Annotated in this window: 12 protein-coding genes and 1 riboswitch; of the genes, 10 read left to right on the top strand and 2 right to left on the bottom strand. The window is 56.8% G+C overall.

All coding sequences use genetic code 11. The annotated features are described in order from the left end of the window. Positions 1-81 precede the first annotated feature (81 nt). Positions 82-804 (bottom strand): DUF4230 domain-containing protein, encoded by a 723-nt coding sequence (locus tag RT018_RS13075; protein ID WP_312942685.1) that lies wholly within the window; start codon positions 802-804, stop codon positions 82-84. 222 nt (positions 805-1,026) lie between these two features. Next, the gene (locus RT018_RS13070; RefSeq protein ID WP_312942683.1) at positions 1,027-1,686 is read right to left on the bottom strand and encodes a hemolysin III family protein; all 660 of its coding nucleotides are present in this window, start codon (positions 1,684-1,686) and stop codon (positions 1,027-1,029) included. Between the two features lie 354 nt (positions 1,687-2,040). Between RT018_RS13070 and ssnA the strand changes: the two genes are divergently transcribed. The 10 genes from ssnA to RT018_RS13020 form a co-directional block, all read left to right on the top strand. Continuing rightward, positions 2,041-3,384 carry a putative aminohydrolase SsnA gene (ssnA, locus tag RT018_RS13065; RefSeq protein WP_312942681.1) on the top strand — a complete coding sequence of 448 codons (1,344 nt, stop codon included), beginning with the start codon at positions 2,041-2,043 and terminating at the stop codon, positions 3,382-3,384. A 90-nt stretch (positions 3,385-3,474) separates the two neighbouring features. Next, positions 3,475-6,429, top strand: coding sequence for a putative selenate reductase subunit YgfK (gene ygfK, locus RT018_RS13060; RefSeq protein ID WP_312942679.1), 2,955 nt, complete (start codon positions 3,475-3,477; stop codon positions 6,427-6,429). A gap of 602 nt (positions 6,430-7,031) precedes the next feature. After that, positions 7,032-7,943 (top strand): glutamate formimidoyltransferase, encoded by a 912-nt coding sequence (gene ftcD, locus RT018_RS13055; protein WP_312942677.1) that lies wholly within the window; start codon positions 7,032-7,034, stop codon positions 7,941-7,943. A 10-nt stretch (positions 7,944-7,953) separates the two neighbouring features. After that, positions 7,954-8,580 carry a cyclodeaminase/cyclohydrolase family protein gene (locus RT018_RS13050; protein WP_312942675.1) on the top strand — a complete coding sequence of 209 codons (627 nt, stop codon included), beginning with the start codon at positions 7,954-7,956 and terminating at the stop codon, positions 8,578-8,580. 40 nt (positions 8,581-8,620) lie between these two features. Beyond that, entirely contained in the window at positions 8,621-9,217 is a 597-nt protein-coding gene (locus RT018_RS13045; protein ID WP_312942673.1) for a HutD family protein, read from the top strand. A 27-nt stretch (positions 9,218-9,244) separates the two neighbouring features. Next, complete coding sequence (locus RT018_RS13040) at positions 9,245-10,915, top strand: formate--tetrahydrofolate ligase (protein WP_312942671.1); 1,671 nt, start codon at positions 9,245-9,247, stop codon at positions 10,913-10,915. A 111-nt stretch (positions 10,916-11,026) separates the two neighbouring features. Next, positions 11,027-11,836: a formate/nitrite transporter family protein gene (locus RT018_RS13035; RefSeq protein ID WP_312942669.1), complete on the top strand. Its 810-nt coding sequence runs from the start codon at positions 11,027-11,029 to the stop codon at positions 11,834-11,836. Positions 11,837-12,002: 166 nt separating this feature from the next. Next, a riboswitch (THF riboswitch) is annotated at positions 12,003-12,098 on the top strand. Between the two features lie 94 nt (positions 12,099-12,192). Beyond that, positions 12,193-12,699: a folate family ECF transporter S component gene (locus RT018_RS13030; protein WP_312942662.1), complete on the top strand. Its 507-nt coding sequence runs from the start codon at positions 12,193-12,195 to the stop codon at positions 12,697-12,699. Continuing rightward, on the top strand, positions 12,696-13,973 hold the full coding sequence (locus tag RT018_RS13025) for a folylpolyglutamate synthase/dihydrofolate synthase family protein (RefSeq protein ID WP_312942660.1): 1,278 nt from the start codon (positions 12,696-12,698) through the stop codon (positions 13,971-13,973). Before RT018_RS13030 ends, RT018_RS13025 begins: the two co-directional genes overlap by 4 nt. A 180-nt stretch (positions 13,974-14,153) precedes the next feature. Continuing rightward, positions 14,154-16,570, top strand: a 2,417-nt coding sequence (locus RT018_RS13020; RefSeq protein WP_312942658.1) for an AAA family ATPase, incomplete at its 3' end; no start/stop codon positions are given.

Genomic DNA, 16,570 nt, shown 5'->3' with positions numbered 1-16,570 from the left:
AGGGCATGGGGAAGTAATTTCCCCATGCCCTTGTTTTCACGCCGCCGGTGGCGGCTGCGCTTGTTGTAAATCGGTGCTGTCTCAGTCAATCGAGAGTGCATACCCCTCCGGCAGCGCCGCGCCCAGAAGAAGGTGTACACTATCGGCGGCCTTTTCTCGGCCCTCCTTTAAAAGCCCTTTCTCCACAGCCTTTTTTTCCATAGCGGCCTTCTGGTCGGACTGGAAGGCGGTAAAATCCTCCACGGTAAAGGGGTTAAAGATGGAGGATTTCTCATCAAAGACCTCCACGCTGTTTTCGTCAATCTCATGAGAGAGAATTTCCGCTTGCGGCAGGCGGATGTGTATCTCTGTGCCGGAAATGTCCACCGCCGCCTTGCGCAAATCCACCCCTACTTTAATTTCTCCATCGTAGGTGAGGATAAATTTTTTGGTGGTGAAGGGCAGTGTCATCCCGTAAAATACGTTTTTGTTTTCAAACTGCGCCATGTTCGTATAGGACCAGCTGACGCTTGCCAGCTCGCTGATTTCTTCCAGCCGGTTTTCCAGAATCACCGCGTCAAGCTGCGTGATCTTCTCCGACCCGCCGCCGAAGCGTCCGGCGAAAAAACCCGAGACGCCAACCAAGGCACACAGCGCCGCGACTAAAAAGACCAGCCGTACCGTTCGTAAGGGGCGAAACCAAAAGCGCCGTTTGCGCTGCGCCCCGGCTGCATGTTCCTGCCGCCCGGACTTACCCGCTTCCGTGGCCTCCACTCCGGCGACTTCATCTGCTTCGTCGATTTTTAAGGGTTCCAGAGTTTCCATGTGCCTGCTCCTCTCGTTATACTATAAGGCAGCCGCCCATATCTTGCAGGGAAAGCCGGTCGGCAATGCGGCTCTGCTTATACGGCGCGAGGGCAGCGCCCGCTCTTTCATCAAAGGACATTTGCGCCGGATAAACTTAAAAGCAGTATACCTTGCTGCAAAATGTTTGGCAAGAGGAGCGGAAAAATTGTTCGAAAATCGTCGGAATGGGCAGAGACAGGCTTAGAGCACGAAGCAATAAATTGCCGCAAAGTGAAACATCGTCCCGGCGAGAATCAGCAGGTGAAACAGCTCGTGAAAGGTCCATTCCGCGGAGATGTTGGGCTTTTTAATTGCGTAAAACACCGCGCCAACGGAATAGCACACGCCCCCCAGCGCCACCAGCGTCATGCAGGGTTGGCCCACCGACGCAAAGTCCTTTGCAACAAACAGAACTGCCCAGCCCATGACAAGGTAAACCGCCGTGGACAGAATCCGGGGCGCGTTCAGCCAAGCCAACTTGATGATAATCCCCAAAAGCGCCACCGCCCACAGCGCGACGCAAAACCGCACGCCCGTAGGCTGGGGCAGCAATACCATGGCAAAGGGCGTGTAGCTTCCGGCAATCAGCACGTAGATCATGCTGTGGTCCATCTTGCGTAAAAAGCGCTTTGCTCCGCCCGTTGTGTCGCATCCAGGATAATAATGGTAAATGGCGCTGGCGGTATACAATGCCAGTGCAGACAGGCAAAACACCATTGCCGCCCACAACGTTTTGGCGCTCACGCCCAACGCAACACCCCGCAGGGCCATCACCACGCAGCCCACAAGGGCACCAACGGCCCCCAGGGCATGGGTTGCAAAGCTGATGCGGTCCTGCGCCTTTGTTACAAAATCACGCATACAGATAACACCTCTCAGTCCGTCTTCAGTTGAATGTAGTTTCAGTTATTATATTACATCATGTCGAAAATATTTCAAGTGGTTTCTTGAATTTTTACTCCGTCGTTTTTCACAAAACCGAACCTAAAATTTTTTTAGCCTACCTGCTTGCAATTTATACATATGTCCGATACAATAGACACAATTAAAAAATGATAGCTGGAACGAAGTGCTCTGCGCACGGGCTGACGCCTATCATTTCTTGTTGTCTGAGGGGCGTTTCAAACCGACGATGGTTTGGGGCGCTTTTCTTTTATATACTGTGAGAAAATGGGAAGATTGAATGATAATAAAAGAAGACAGGAGGCTTTTCAAATGATTTTATTGGCGAACGGAAAGGTCATTACCCGGGACGCAGAGGGCGTTGGCTACTATCCTGACGGAGGAGTCGTCACCAATGGAGGCAAAATCGTGGCCGTGGGCTGGACTGCGGAGCTGAAAGCCCAGTATCCGCAGGCAGAGTTTGTGGACGCCGGTGGCGGCGTCATCATGCCCGGCCTGATTAATGCCCACACCCATATTTATTCCGCTCTGGCCCGGGGACTGAGCATCAATGGCAACAACCCCTCCAATTTCTTGGAGGTGCTGGAGGGTACCTGGTGGGCCATTGACCGCAATCTGGATCTGGAGGCCACCCGTGCCTCCGCGCAGGCGCTGGTCATCGACTGTATCAAGCAGGGCGTCACCACCTTTTTCGATCACCACGCCTCCTTCTGCGAGATTCCCGGCTCTCTCATGAGAATCGCGGAGGTCACGAAGGAGATGGGCATGCGGGCCTGCCTGTGCTATGAGGTTTCCGACCGGGATGGAGAGGAGAAGGCCATTCAGTCTGTGCAGGAGAACAAGGACTTTATCGACTATTGCGAGAAGAATCCCGACGATATGCTCAAGGCCCTGTTCGGCGGGCATGCCCTGTTCACCATTTCGGATAAGACCTTTGATCGGATGACCGCCGCCAACAATGGGCGCGTGGGCTTCCATATCCATGTGTCCGAGGGAATGAACGACGTGTACGACAGCTTGCAAAACTATGGCCGCCGACCCGTCCAAAGGCTTCAGGATCACGAAATTTTGGGGCCCAAGACCCTGCTTGGACACTGCATCCACGTGAATACTGCCGAGATGGATTTAATTAAGGCCACCGAAACCATGTGTGTCAACAACCCTGAGAGTAACATGGGCAACGCTGTGGGCATCTCCCCGATTTTGCAGCTTTGCAAAAAGGGCATTCTGGTGGGCCTTGGCACCGACGCGTATACGAACGACATGCTGGAGTCCATCAAGGTGGCCCTGTGCTCGCAGCGGAGCAACGCGTGCCTGCCCAATGTGGGTTGGTGCGAGGTCACCGACATGCTCTTCCACAACAATGCAAAAATCGCCAACCGGTCTTTTGAAACGCCCTTGGGCGTTCTGCGCCCCGGCGCGGCGGCGGACGTGATTGTCATGGACTATAAGCCGTACACACCCTTCTCCGATGAGAATATCGACGGGCACATGCTCTTTGGCATGACGGGCCGCCAGTGCAAGACCACCATGATCAACGGCAAGGTTTTGATGAAGGACCGGGTTTTGACCGAGATCGACGAGGACGCGGTCAACGCCCGTATTCTGGAAAGCTCCAAGCGTCTTTGGGGCCGCCTGAACCACAGAGAATATTGAGATGAACGGATGGGGCGTCCGCCCTGCTGGCGGAACAGCCCGCCCCGCCCTTTAAAACATGAGGAAAGAATATAACGGAGGTAAGCGGAAATGAGCGAATTGATGACCCCCATCCCGTTTCGGGAACTGATGGCGTGGACCGTCTCGGAGCACCAGCAAGAAGGCACCGTGTTCGGCGCCCGTCGGCCCTATCTGGCCGGGACGAAGACCCTTCCTATTTTTGGCGAGAAGCTTGAAACCCCCTTTGGCCCTGCAGCAGGCCCTGCCACGCAGCTTGCGCAGAACATCATCGCCGGATACTACACCGGCGCCCGGTTTTTCGAGCTGAAGACGGTTCAGAAAATGGATGGCGCGGAGCTGGCCGCCTGTGTCAACAAGCCCTGCATTCTGGCGGAGGACGAGTGCTATAACTGTGAGTGGTCCACGGAGCTGTATGTCTCTCAGGCGTTTGAGGAATACGTGAAGGCTTGGTGTGCCTGCAAGATGATGGCCCGGCTGTACGGGCTGGGCGACCCCGATGGATTTGTGTTCAACATGTCCGTGGGCTATGACCTCGAAGGAATCAAGGGCAAGAAGATCGACGATTTCCTCAACGGAATGACCGACGCATCCGAAACCCCGATTTTTAAAGAGTGCATCGCCGTTTTGCGGCAGATGTTCCCCGCGGAAGAGGATTTTATCGCCTCCATCTCTCCTCGGGTTTCCCACAGTGTCACCGTTTCCACCCTCCATGGCTGCCCGCCGGACGAGATAGAGCGGATTGCCAGCTATCTGATTGAGGAAAAGCACCTCCATACCTTTGTGAAGTGCAACCCCACCATTCTGGGCTATGAGACGGCGCGCACCGTGCTGGACTCCATGGGGTATGACTATATCTCCTTTGACGAGCACCATTTTCAGGAGGATTTGCAGTACGCCGACGCGGTGCCTATGTTCCACCGGCTGATGGCGCTGGCTGCAAAACATGGTCTGGAATTTGGCTTGAAGCTGTCCAACACGTTCCCAGTGGATGTGACCCGCAAGGAGCTGCCCTCTGAGGAAATGTATATGGCGGGCAAGTCCCTCTTCCCGCTGACCACCATCATGGCTTCCCGCATCGCTGCAGAATTTGGCGGGCGGTTGCGCCTGTCCTATGCGGGCGGAGCGGATTTCTTCAACATCGACAAGCTGTTTGCCTGTGGTATCTGGCCCATCACCATGGCCACCACAGAGCTGAAGCCCGGCGGTTATCAGCGCTTCAAGCAGATTGCCGAGAAGCTTGAAAAGCTTCGCTACGAGCCGTTTATCTCTGTGGACGTGGAGGGAATCGAAGCGTTGGCGCAGGAGGCGCGGCGGGATAAATACCATGTCAAGCCGGTTAAGCCCCTGCCTCGGCAGAAGCTGTATGAAAAAGTGCCGCTGCTGAGCTGCTTTACGGCTCCCTGCGAAGGCGGCTGCCCCATCCGGCAGGACATTCCGGAGTATATTGAGTTGTGCCATCAGGGTCGGTACGCGGACGCATTGCGTCTGATTATTGAGAAAAACCCGCTGCCGTTTATCACCGGCACCATCTGCACCCACCACTGCATGGACAAGTGCACCCGGAATTTCTATGAGGACTCCGTGCAGATTCGCGCCACCAAGCTGGTGGCGGCAGAAAGGGGCTATGACGAGGTGATGCGCACCCTCAAAGCTCCTGTTCCTGCCAATAATGGCGTGAAAGCTGCCATCGTGGGCGGCGGACCCTCCGGCCTGTCGGCGGCGTTTTTCCTTGGCCGGGCCGGCATCCCATGCACCATTTTTGAAAAGGCCGACACCCTTGGCGGCGTGGTGCGTCAGGTCATTCCCGGTTTCCGCATCAGTGACGAGGCCATTCAGAAGGACGTGGATCTGGTGTTGAAGATGGGCGCCGAAGTTCGTTGCGGTGCGCCTGCCCCGTCCGTGGCCGAGTTAAAAGCCCAGGGCTATACGCATATCTATTTCGCCGTGGGTGCGTGGAAGCCCGGCAACCTCAGCATCCCCGGCAACGTGGCTCCTGTCATCGGCTGGATGAAGGATTTGAAGGCCGGAAAGGACGTATCTCTTGGCCATGTGGTGGTGGTCGGCGGTGGAAACACCGCCATGGACGCGGCCCGCGTCGCCTTGCGGGCGGGAGCCAAGTCCTCTACGCTGGCTTATCGCCGGACAAAGAAATATATGCCCGCCGACGCGGAAGAACTGGACCTTGCCATTGCTGACGGCGTGCGCTTTTTGGAGCTGGTTAGCCCCTTTGAGCAGAAAAACGGGACGCTGCTGTGCAAGCGGATGAAGCTGGGCGAGCCGGACGCCTCCGGACGGCGCGTGCCGATGGAAACGGGCGAAACGGTAGAAATCAACTGCGACACGGTTGTTTCCTCCGTGGGCGAGCAGGTGGATACCCAATTCCTCACGGACAACGGCATTAAGCTGGATAACATTGGCTGTCCTGCCTTTATTACCAATCTGGAGGGCGTGTTCTGTGGCGGCGATGTACGCCGCGGCCCCGCCACGGTGGTGGAGTGCATCGCAGATGCGCAGGGCTTTGCCAATCAGGTGATGAAAACTTTCCGCAATTCCGTGGACTTCCCTACAAATGCCCAGTCTTCCCGGAAGGAGGCGGTGGCCAAGCGCGGCATCCTGTGCGAATCTGCCAAGTGCGAGGGAGAGCGCTGCCTGAGCTGCAACGTTGTGTGCGAAAGCTGCGCCGATGTGTGCCCCAACCGCGCCAATGTCTCAATAGAAATGCCCGACGGGCGGCGGGAGATTCTCCATGTCGACCGTATGTGCAACGAGTGCGGCAACTGTGCCGTGTTCTGCCCCTACGATTCCGCGCCTTACCGCGACAAGTTTACCCTGTTCCACAGCAAGGAGGACTTTGACGAAACGGAAGGCAACTCCGGTTTCCTGCCCCTTGACGGGCGCAAAGTTCTGGTCCGGCTGAACGGAACGGTTTTTGAAGCCGATCTGGATGGGGAGAATACCCTGCCCAAGGATATCGAGTGCGTGATTCTCACGGTGTTCAGCCGATACGGCTATTTGATGGGCTGAGCGCTTTACTGAGAAGCTTTTTCTCCAAAATGCTGCTCCATACTGTAAGAAGGTCCGCCGAATGCAGATTCGGCGGGCCTTTTTACGGCTATGTGTGTAATTCCGATTTAGACGCGCAAAAAGTCATTTTTAACAACGGGACACACTGAACTGCGCAAAAGATTTTCCAGTCGCGATCTCCAGAATCGGTACATAATAGTTTCCGTCGGTACACCTTCCGCTGCCTGTGTCTTTTGGCGCGGGAAAGCGCTCTGAAAGTCTCTCGTCGATGGCGTCGAAAAAGGGGAAACCGCTTGATTCGCCGAGATTCGACGCGAAGAAAAAACGGAAATTAGACGGTAAGCAATAAATCGAAAAAATGCTGTAAAACTACTGATGTTTTTGAATTCCAGAACAGCCTGAAGAACTGGAACACGCCAAATAAACCGCTGATAATTTTGAAATTTTTAAAATTAGACGCTTTTTGGATGAAGCTGTGCTATACTGCGGGTAGTTTCAAACGCGGGACTTCGGATATGCCGCGTAAAGCAGTTGTTCCGTGGATAAAATTTGGATACCTGATTGATCCTAAGGCATCAATATTTTTTATGGAGGAAATTGATATGTCAAAGCTTGTAGAGTGCATTCCCAATTTCAGCGTCAGCAAGGAAAAAGACGAGCTGGTGTTTCAGGGCTTGGTGGACGTGGCAAACTCCATTCCCGGCTGTACGGTGATGGACGTTCAGTCCGACGGGACTCATAACCGCTGCGTATTCACGCTAGTGGGCTCTCCTAAGGGCATTGAAGAGGCCGCCTTCCAGCTGTGCAAAAAGGCCACGGAGACGATTGACCTCACCAAGCACGAGGGTGCGCATCCCCGCATGGGCGCCACAGACGTAATTCCCTTTGTCCCCACCATGGATATCACCGTGGAGGAGTGCGTGGAAATCAGCAAGCATGTTGCCCAGCGCATTTGGGACGAGCTGAAGGTTCCCAGCTTCCTGTATGAGGATTCCGCAAGCTCCCCCGACCGGGTGAATCTGGCGAAGGTCCGCAAGGGTCAGTTTGAGGGAATGTCCGAGAAGCTGCTCCTGCCCGAGTGGGCTCCCGACTATGGTGAGCGGAAGATTCATCCCACCGCCGGCATTATTGCCATCGGCGCGCGGATGCCTCTGGTGGCCTTCAACGTGAATCTGGACACCGACAACGTGGAGGTTGCCAAGGAGATTGCCAAGGCGATCCGCGGTTCTTCCGGCGGCTTCAAGCATTGCAAGGCCATCGGCCTTCTGCTGGAGGACCGGAATATTGCACAGGTTTCCATGAACATGGTGAACTACGAGGGAACTCCTCTGTATTACACCTATGAAATGATCCGCGCCTTGGCCGACCGGTACGGCGTGCGGATTCTCGGCACCGAGGTGGTGGGACTGACCCCTGCCAAGGCTCTGATCGACTGCGCCGAGTTCTATCTCAAGATCGAGAACTTCAACTGCCGCAATCAGGTGATGGAATACCACCTGATCGACATGGAATAAGGAGGCCGACATGAAACTTGTTGACCAGACTCTTTCGGGCTTTGTAGATCTGACGGCCTCCAACGCGCCCGCTCCCGGCGGTGGCGCTGCCTCCGCGCTGGAAGGCGCCATGGGCGCGGCCTTGACCGCCATGGTCTGCTCCCTGACGCAGGGAAAGAAGAAGTATGAAGAATATCAGGAACTGACGGCCGGTGTTGCCGAGCAGGCGCAGGCACTGAAAGCGAAGTTTGTGGACGTGATTGACCGGGATACCGAGGCGTTCAACGCTGTGTCCGCCGTCTTTGCTATGCCTAAGGACACCGACGAGGAAAAAACCGCCCGCTCCGGCGCGATGCTCACCGCCCTGAAGGGCTGCACGGAGACGCCTTTTGAGATGATGGAGCTGTCCTATGCCGCTCTGGAGCTGACTGACCGGGTGGTAGGCAAGTCCAACGCCAGCGCAGCCAGCGATCTGGGCTGCGCAGCCTTGAGCCTGAAGGCCGCGATTCAGGGCGCTTGGCTGAACGTGCTTATCAACATCGGTGGGATGAAGGATCAGGAATTTGCCGACCGTTACCGTGCACAGGGCGAGGCACTTTTGGCAAAGGCTCTGCCTTTGGCGGATGCTATTTACGAAAAGGTTCTTCATTCACTTTAAATTTTAAAAACCGATGGATTCAGACGGAAAGTGTGATAGAATGAACGCTACAATTCGGCGCATTTTGCCAGAGGAATATGCTGCCTCCCGCTGGAGCGGGGGAACCACCACGCAGATTGCGATTGCTCCTGCCGGGGCGGTCTATGCAGAGCGGGACTTTCTGTGGCGCGTCAGCTCCGCAACGGTGGAGCTGGAGGCTTCGGATTTCACACCCCTGCCGGACTATGAACGGTTTTTGTCCACCCTGCGGGGGACCATCCGCCTGACCCACGGCGAGAACGCTATGGAGCTGACGCCCGGTAGCGTCCACCGGTTCGATGGGGGTGCGCCTACCCGCTCCGAGGGTATCTGCACAGACTTTAACCTGATGCTCCGCAAGGGGCGCTGCGCCGGGCAGATGGTTTGCCTTCGCATGGGTGAGGGTGGCGTGAGCCGCCTGAGCCAAACGGTGGAGGCGACGGCGGCAAAGCGCGTTTTTCTGGTCTACTGCGCGGAGGGGGACGGCGAACTTTCGGTGGAGGGGACAGACGTTCGTTTTGCCGCGGGCGAAGCGGCGCTGGTGGAGAACGTGGAACCGCTGCTTAGATGCGCGTCCGCATCCACATTCCTGATCTGCGAAATTGCCGAAATAATCTAAGACAAATAATTAAGGAGGAAATGACCCATGGAATTTAAGACTGACATTGAAATTGCCCAGTCGACAGCCATGCTTCCCATCCAAGAGGTGGCTGCGAAGCTGGGCGTTGAACAGGACACGCTGGAGCCTTATGGCCATTACAAGGCGAAGCTGGATATTCATGCGCTGAAGGACCTGCCCCGCAAGGCAAAGCTGGTGCTGGTGACGGCCATCAGCCCCACCCCCGCGGGCGAGGGTAAAACCACCACCTCCGTTGGTCTTGCCGACGCGCTGAACCGGCAGGGCAAGAAGACTGTGGTCTGCCTGCGTGAGCCCAGCCTTGGGCCCGTGTTCGGCGTTAAGGGCGGCGCAGCCGGCGGGGGCTATGCTCAGGTGGTGCCTATGGAAGATATCAACCTTCACTTTACCGGCGATTTCCACGCCATCGGTGCGGCAAATAACCTGATGGCGGCGCTGCTGGACAACCACATTCAGCAGGGCAACGTGCTGGATATTGATGTGCGCAGAATTGTTTGGAAGCGTGCGGTGGATATGAACGACCGCCAGCTCCGTCACATCATCTGCGGCCTTGGCGGCAAGGCCAGCGGTGTACCCCGCGAAGACGGGTTTGAGATTACCGTGGCTTCTGAGATCATGGCTGTGCTGTGCCTCGCGCAGGATCTGGAGGACATGAAGGCAAGACTTGCACGGATGGTGGTGGCCTATACCCGCGACGAAAAACCCGTCACGGCCCACGACCTCCATGCCGAGGGCGCCATGGCCGCCCTGTTGAAGGACGCCATTAAGCCCAATCTGGTCCAGACGCTGGAGCATACCCCCGCGCTGATCCACGGCGGACCCTTTGCGAACATCGCCCACGGCTGCAACTCCATTCAAGCCACGGAGACGGCCATGAAGCTCAGCGAGTACACCGTCACCGAGGCGGGCTTTGCCGCCGACCTTGGCGCCGAGAAGTTCCTGGACATTAAGTGCCGCGCAGGCGAGTTCCATCCCGACGCGGTTGTAGTCGTGGCCACCGTTCGTGCCCTGAAGTATCACGGCGGCGTTGCAAAGGCCAATCTGAATAACGAAAATCTGGAAGCTCTGGAAAAAGGCCTGCCCAACCTCCTTCAGCACGTGGAGAACGTGACGAAGGTGTACGGACTGCCCTGCGTGGTGGCGGTCAACGCGTTCCCCACCGATACCGCCGCAGAGCTGAAGATGGTGGAAGACAAGTGCCGCGAGCTTGGCGTCAACGTGGCTCTCAGCGAAGTGTGGGCTAAGGGCGGCGCAGGCGGCGAGGCTCTTGCCCAGGAAGTCATGCGCCTGTGCGAGCAGCCCAACAACTTCCAGTATGTCTATGACGCGGAGGCGAGCATTGAAGAGAAGCTCAACGCCATCGCCACCAAGGTCTATCGCGCCGATGGCGTGGTGCTTGCCCCCGCCGCGAAAAAGCAGATGCAGCAACTCACCGAGCTGGGCTTTGACAAGCTGCCCATCTGCATGGCGAAGACCCAGTTCTCCTTCTCGGATGACGCTGGAAATCTGGGCGCGCCCCGTGGCTTCAAAATCACCGTGCGGGACCTGAAGGTGAACGCCGGCGCGGGCTTCCTGGTGGCAAAAACCGGCGATATCATGACCATGCCTGGCCTGCCCAAGGTTCCCTCCGCCGACCGCATCGACGTGGACGCGCAGGGAAGAATTTCCGGCCTGTTTTAAACAGCATTTCCCGGCGGAGCCAGTCGGCTCCGCCGGGGTACGCCCCCTCTTTTATAGGGCATTTTGTAAGAAGCTTCCCGGCTCGTGAGCGGGAGCGAAAGGGGAAAGGTTATGCTGAATCCCGCTGAATTTTTGGAAAAATACACCGAGATTGGTGAAAAAAAGGCCGCGTCCAGCGTGAAAAAGCTGCTGCTGGCAGGAATACTGGCAGGCTTTGCCATTGGAATCGGCAGCGCGGTGACTGCTGCAGCCAGCTATTCCGTTGAGAGCACATCCCTTGCAAAGCTAATCAGCGGTGTGTTGTTCCCGCTGGGGCTAATTATGGTGCTGATGACCGGGGCAGAATTGTTTACAGGAAACTGCCTGATGCTGATTCCCATTCGGGAACGGCGGATTCGTTTGGGCGGAATGGTCCGAAACCTTGTTCTGGTATATGTCGGGAACTTTGTTGGGGCAGTGTTGCTGGCGTGGGCGATGCGGACGTTCAGCGGCCCGCATATGACCGAGGGACTGGTGCTGAAAATGATTTCCACGGCCACTGCAAAATGCTCATTCTCGTTTGTCGAAGCGCTGGGTCTTGGCATTTTGTGTAACATTTTGGTGTGTACCGCCGTGATGATGGCCCTGTGTGCAGAGGATTCGGTGGGCCGGGCTGTGGGCGTGTTTGGCCCTGTCTGCTGCTTTGTGATCTGTGGGTTCGAGCATTGTGTAGCCAATATGTATTACATCCCCGCAGGTCTGCTGGCACTGACGCTGCCCGGTGCCGGAGCGGTGGTGACGGAGGCTGGTTTGGATATCTCGGCCCTAACCTGGGGAAACTTCCTGCTGGGAAATCTCCTGCCTGTGACCATCGGAAATCTTTTGGGCGGCCTTGGTTTTGCGTGGCTGCTTTGGTCCGCGCATCATAAAAAATCTGCGTAAACCCAATTTTCTGGGCGAAGTCCAGACATCCTCTCGGAGCCGACGCTCCGCAATTCCGTCCCCAAGCCCCTGAACATGCGAAGCATTTTCCGGGAAGAGAAGGAGCGGCGAAAAGATCGAGCTTGGACCGAAAGGCCGAAGCGAGGGATATGGAGCCTGCTCCGACGACAGAGTAGGGCCAGCGCGTTAAGTGCCGACGGATGGGAGTCGCCGTTGGACGAAGGGGCCCACGCCCCGCGTTGCTGAACCCGCATCCGCTGCCACAAAGAAGGAAATACTTCCTCCCAAGTGGCAACTGCCGAAACCAAGCGAATGCTTGGTTGGGCCGTTTTTCTCACATAAAGGAGGAATTTAATATGAAGAAACAAAAAACATCTATGCTGGTGACCCTTGGTATGCTGGTGGCCATCGAAATCGTGCTCTCCCGGTTCTGCTCCATTCCGGCGTGGAACTTTAAAATTGGCCTTGGGTTTGTGCCCATCGTGGTGGCGGCGGTTCTGTACGGCGCCGTGCCTGCCGCAGTCGTGGCCGGGCTGGGCGATTTTCTGGGGGCCATTATGTTCCCCATCGGGCCTTATTTTCCCGGATTTACCTTGACTGCCGCGCTGACGGGGTTGGTGTGGGGTGCGTTTTTGTACAAGCGGCAAACCATGGCCCGCATCGGCGGTGCCGTGGCAGTGAACCAACTGGTTCTAGGTCTGCTTTTAAACACGCTGTGGATTTCCGTGCTGTACGGTTCGCCCTATGTCCCCTTGTTCCTCACCCGGACGGTCTCTACCGCTGTGATGATTGCGGTGCAGGCTGTGACCATCGGCTTGATGACAAAGGTGCTGGGACACTTTGGAAAGAAGGCCACCGTATGAACCTTTCGCAGGCGCTGGAATTTATCCACGCCACATCCTGGCAGGGAAGTCGTCTGGGGTTGGAGCGCATTGAAGAACTGATGAAGCGGCTGGGAAACCCAGAAAAGCGGATGAAGTTCATTCATGTGGCGGGGACCAATGGAAAGGGCTCTGTGTGCGCCATGCTCTCGGAAATTTTGACCCGGGCTGGCTATACCACCGGGCTTTACACCTCGCCCCACCTCTTTCGCATCAACGAGCGGATGAAGGTGAATGGCAAGGACATCTCCGACGAGGAGCTGACCGATCTTGCTCGGCAGGTGAAACCTCTAGTGGACGGAATGTCCGATCAGCCCACGGAATTTGAACGAATTACCGCCATGGCCTTGTTGTATTTTCAGCAGAAGAATTGCGATGTGGTGGTTCTTGAGGTGGGGCTTGGAGGACGGCTGGACTCCACCAACATCATCAATGCGCCGGATGTGGCGGTGATTACCCACATTGCGTTGGAGCATACCGACGTGCTGGGAGACACTCTTACGAAAATTGCCATGGAGAAAGCAGGCATCATCAAGCCGGGCGCAGAAGTGGTGCTTTCCAGACAGACCCAGGAGGTGGAAGACGTGGTGCGCCGCGTCTGCGCACAGCGGGGCTGTACCCTGCGCGTAAGCGATTCCGCTGCTCAAACGCCGATTTCCCACGATCTGGACGGGCAGATCTTCGATTACCGGGACCGGAAGGCTCTTCGTTTACGGCTGATTGGAAATTATCAGTATCAAAACGCCGCTGTGGCGCTGGACACTGTCGATGTGCTGCGGGAATGGCGGGGATACAGCATTCCGGAGTCTGCCGTGCGGGAAGGGCTTCTGGCCGTGACTTGGCCGGGGCGGTTTGAAATACTGCAAAAAGATCCTCTGGTACTGGTGGATGGAGCGCACAATCCTGACGGAGTGCGGGAGCTTGCCGGGGGCCTTGCGGCCTATCTCCCAGGACGGAAGCTAACCATGGTCATGGGCGTAATGGCGGACAAGGATTACAACGATATGATTCGCACTGTGGCGCCGTTTGCAAGAGAATTCATTGCCGTGACACCGGAGAGCGAGCGGGCGCTTCCATCCGAGGCGCTTTGTGCAAGGATTGCGGAGCTGACCGGGATTCCCGCCCGGAGCGGCGGCGATGTGAAAAGCGGCATGGCCATGGCAATGGACGGAAAGGGTCCGGAGGATATCGTCTGTGCCTTTGGCTCGCTGTATCAGGTGGGCGAAGTGCGCGCCTTTTTCGGACGGACGGACTGATAAACAGCGACGCGGAGATACGCGGCGCTTGCGTGTAACTAGGGGCAGGCCGTGGTGGCCTGCCCCTGCTCGTTGCCCTGCCGATGCAAATATGGCTGGCGCGGAGTGGCGAAGCCGTGATATAATGGACATGGAAGAGCAAGATTTTGTAAAAGGACTTTGAAGGGAAGGGACGGACTCATGTCGAAAATTGAAGTGCAAATGTTTGATATTCCTTGCGTGAAGCTGGACGGAGTGGAGATTTCCTTCCCATTTAAGCGGGTTGACGCGCTGTTCTATTATTTGATTTGCCGCAAAAGCGCCACAAGGCAGGAACTGGTGGAGCTTTTATGGGAGGACTGCGCAGAAGAGGTGGGCTATAAAAATCTGCGCCACACCATCTACACCCTACGCAAGATTTTGGGGGCCGACCTGATTTTGACCACGCAAAAAACGGAGGTGCGGCTGAACCCGGAGCGGGAGCTGGTTTCCAATCTGGACCGGTGTGGCGAGGGCGAAGCCATTGACAAGGAGCGGTTTCTGCGGGGTTTCGCTGTGAAAAACGCGCCAAACTTCAACGCCTGGGTGGATCAGGTGCGGGAGCAGATGGCCGCCCGAACCCTCAGCGATTTATCCGATGGTGCGGCGGAGGCCAGAGCGGCGGGCGATTTTGGAAAAGCGGAGCGGTTGAGCCTTGAATATCTCAGCCGGGACGGGCTGGACGAAAAAATGGTCATGTTCCTCATGGAACTTTATCAGCAGGAAGGGCGATATTATAAGGCGGCGAACCTTTACCAGCGGTTGAAGGACAAGCTGGCGGAGGAACTGGGGATTACACCGCTGCACGAGACAGCCGCGCTGTACTATGAGATTGTGAATCAATGGAACCGCACCACGGAAGACGCACCCAGCCGCCCCGGTCCCGAGATGACCGCCAGCCGCGCCGCGCTTGTGCGGAAAATGCAGGAGCGGTATCGCCTATTTCAGGAGGGGTACGAGGTTTCTTCGCTGCTGTTTTACGGCGAGGCAGGCAGCGGCAAAAGCTATCTTTTGCAATCCTTTTTGCGCGGTGGGGATTTTTCCGACGTACTGGTGCTGAAAAGTGGCTGCTCCCAACGGCAATCCGGCGTGTATCTCGAGCCATGGAAAAACGTGATGCTTGCTGTGGCGGAGGAAATGGCCCGGCGGAATGTGCAGATTCCCGAAACCACCCGCCGCACCATCGCTCGGGTGTTTCCGGTTTTTTCTGACGGGGAAGAGGCTCGGCGGGAGCCGGGGGAATTTAAGCAAAACCGTTGCGGCGCGCTGGTGACCGACGCGGTGGCATTGCTGCTGTCTCTGGCGGCTCAACGGCGGAGAATTTTACTGGTATTTGAGGATTTACAGTGGATGGATTCGGCCAGTCAGGACCTGCTCAGTCAGGTGGTCCGCAGGCTGGGGGGAAATCAGCTTCTGCTGCTTTCCACAAGCTGGACGCTGAATGTGGACGTGAATTTCATGCTGGACGAGTCGGCGCTGGAACGGGTGTGCATTCCCTGTCTCACCCGGGTGGAGACGGATGAATATCTGGACGCGGTGCTGGGCGGGGACTTGCCTGTTCCCCTACGGGACCGCATTTACGAGGCCACGGGTGGCAATCCCCGGTTGCTGGCGGCGGCTGTTGAAAATCTGCGGGGCAAGGAGCCATCGGAGAACACGCTGCCGGACGAGGGTGGCATCCTCCGCCAGCGGATGGCGGGTCTGAGTGCCCAAGCTCTGCAACTTGCCAACGTATTGGCCCTGTTTCAGGATAAAACGCCCTGCCGCCTGCTTACGGAAATAACCGGCTATCAGACGGCGCAGCTTTATACCCTCTCTGTGGAACTGGAGGAACACTCTCTCATCGGGGAGCGGCTTGTGGACGGAGAGAGTTATCTGGAATTCCTCCATCCTCATATGCGGGAAGCCCTGTATCAGGCGCAGTCCTATTTCCAGCGCCAGCCTGTGCACCTGAAAATTGCAGAGTGCCTGCGGGAAGCCTTGCAGGAAGGGGACGCGGATGGTCTGATGCGTGCGGCGGTTCACTATCGCGCGGGAGGAGACGGGCGAACGGCCCTTTGCTGCGAGGTGGAGGCGCTTTATTGGCGGACAGGGCGGACCTGCGAAATTCCGCCTCTGGTGTCTGTGGACGCGCCGATACTTTTGCCTCGGACAGAAGAGACTGTTGAGGACGAGGTGAAGCGGCTGGAGCAAGAGCTGGAGCGGCTGCGCCGCCAGCTTTCGCCGGAGGAAAAAGAGACGTTGGAGAGACCGGGACGGCTGCTTTTGTGCGCGAAAGCGCGAACGATGATTTACGTTGGACAGTATCAGGAGGGGCTGGCCGTCACGGACGATCTGCTTCGGGCTTTGACGCCTTGTGCCCCGGAGGACACGGAGCTGTTGCTGTGGGCACTGCGTCAGCGCATCACTTATCACATCAAGACCGATCAGGCCGCGCCGGAATACATTGTCCGCGGCCTTGAAATTGCGGAGGAATCAGGTCTGAAGCGCCAGAGGGCCTGTTATCTACTGTTGCGGGGCATCGACTTCTGCAAGGAGGGAAGCTATAAGAGCTGCGACTATTTCCTCCGTCAGGCATT

The organism is Oscillibacter sp. (assembly GCF_032060045.1).
Classification (GTDB): domain Bacteria; phylum Bacillota; class Clostridia; order Oscillospirales; family Oscillospiraceae; genus Oscillibacter.
This window is presented reverse-complemented; position numbering and strand designations above follow the sequence as displayed.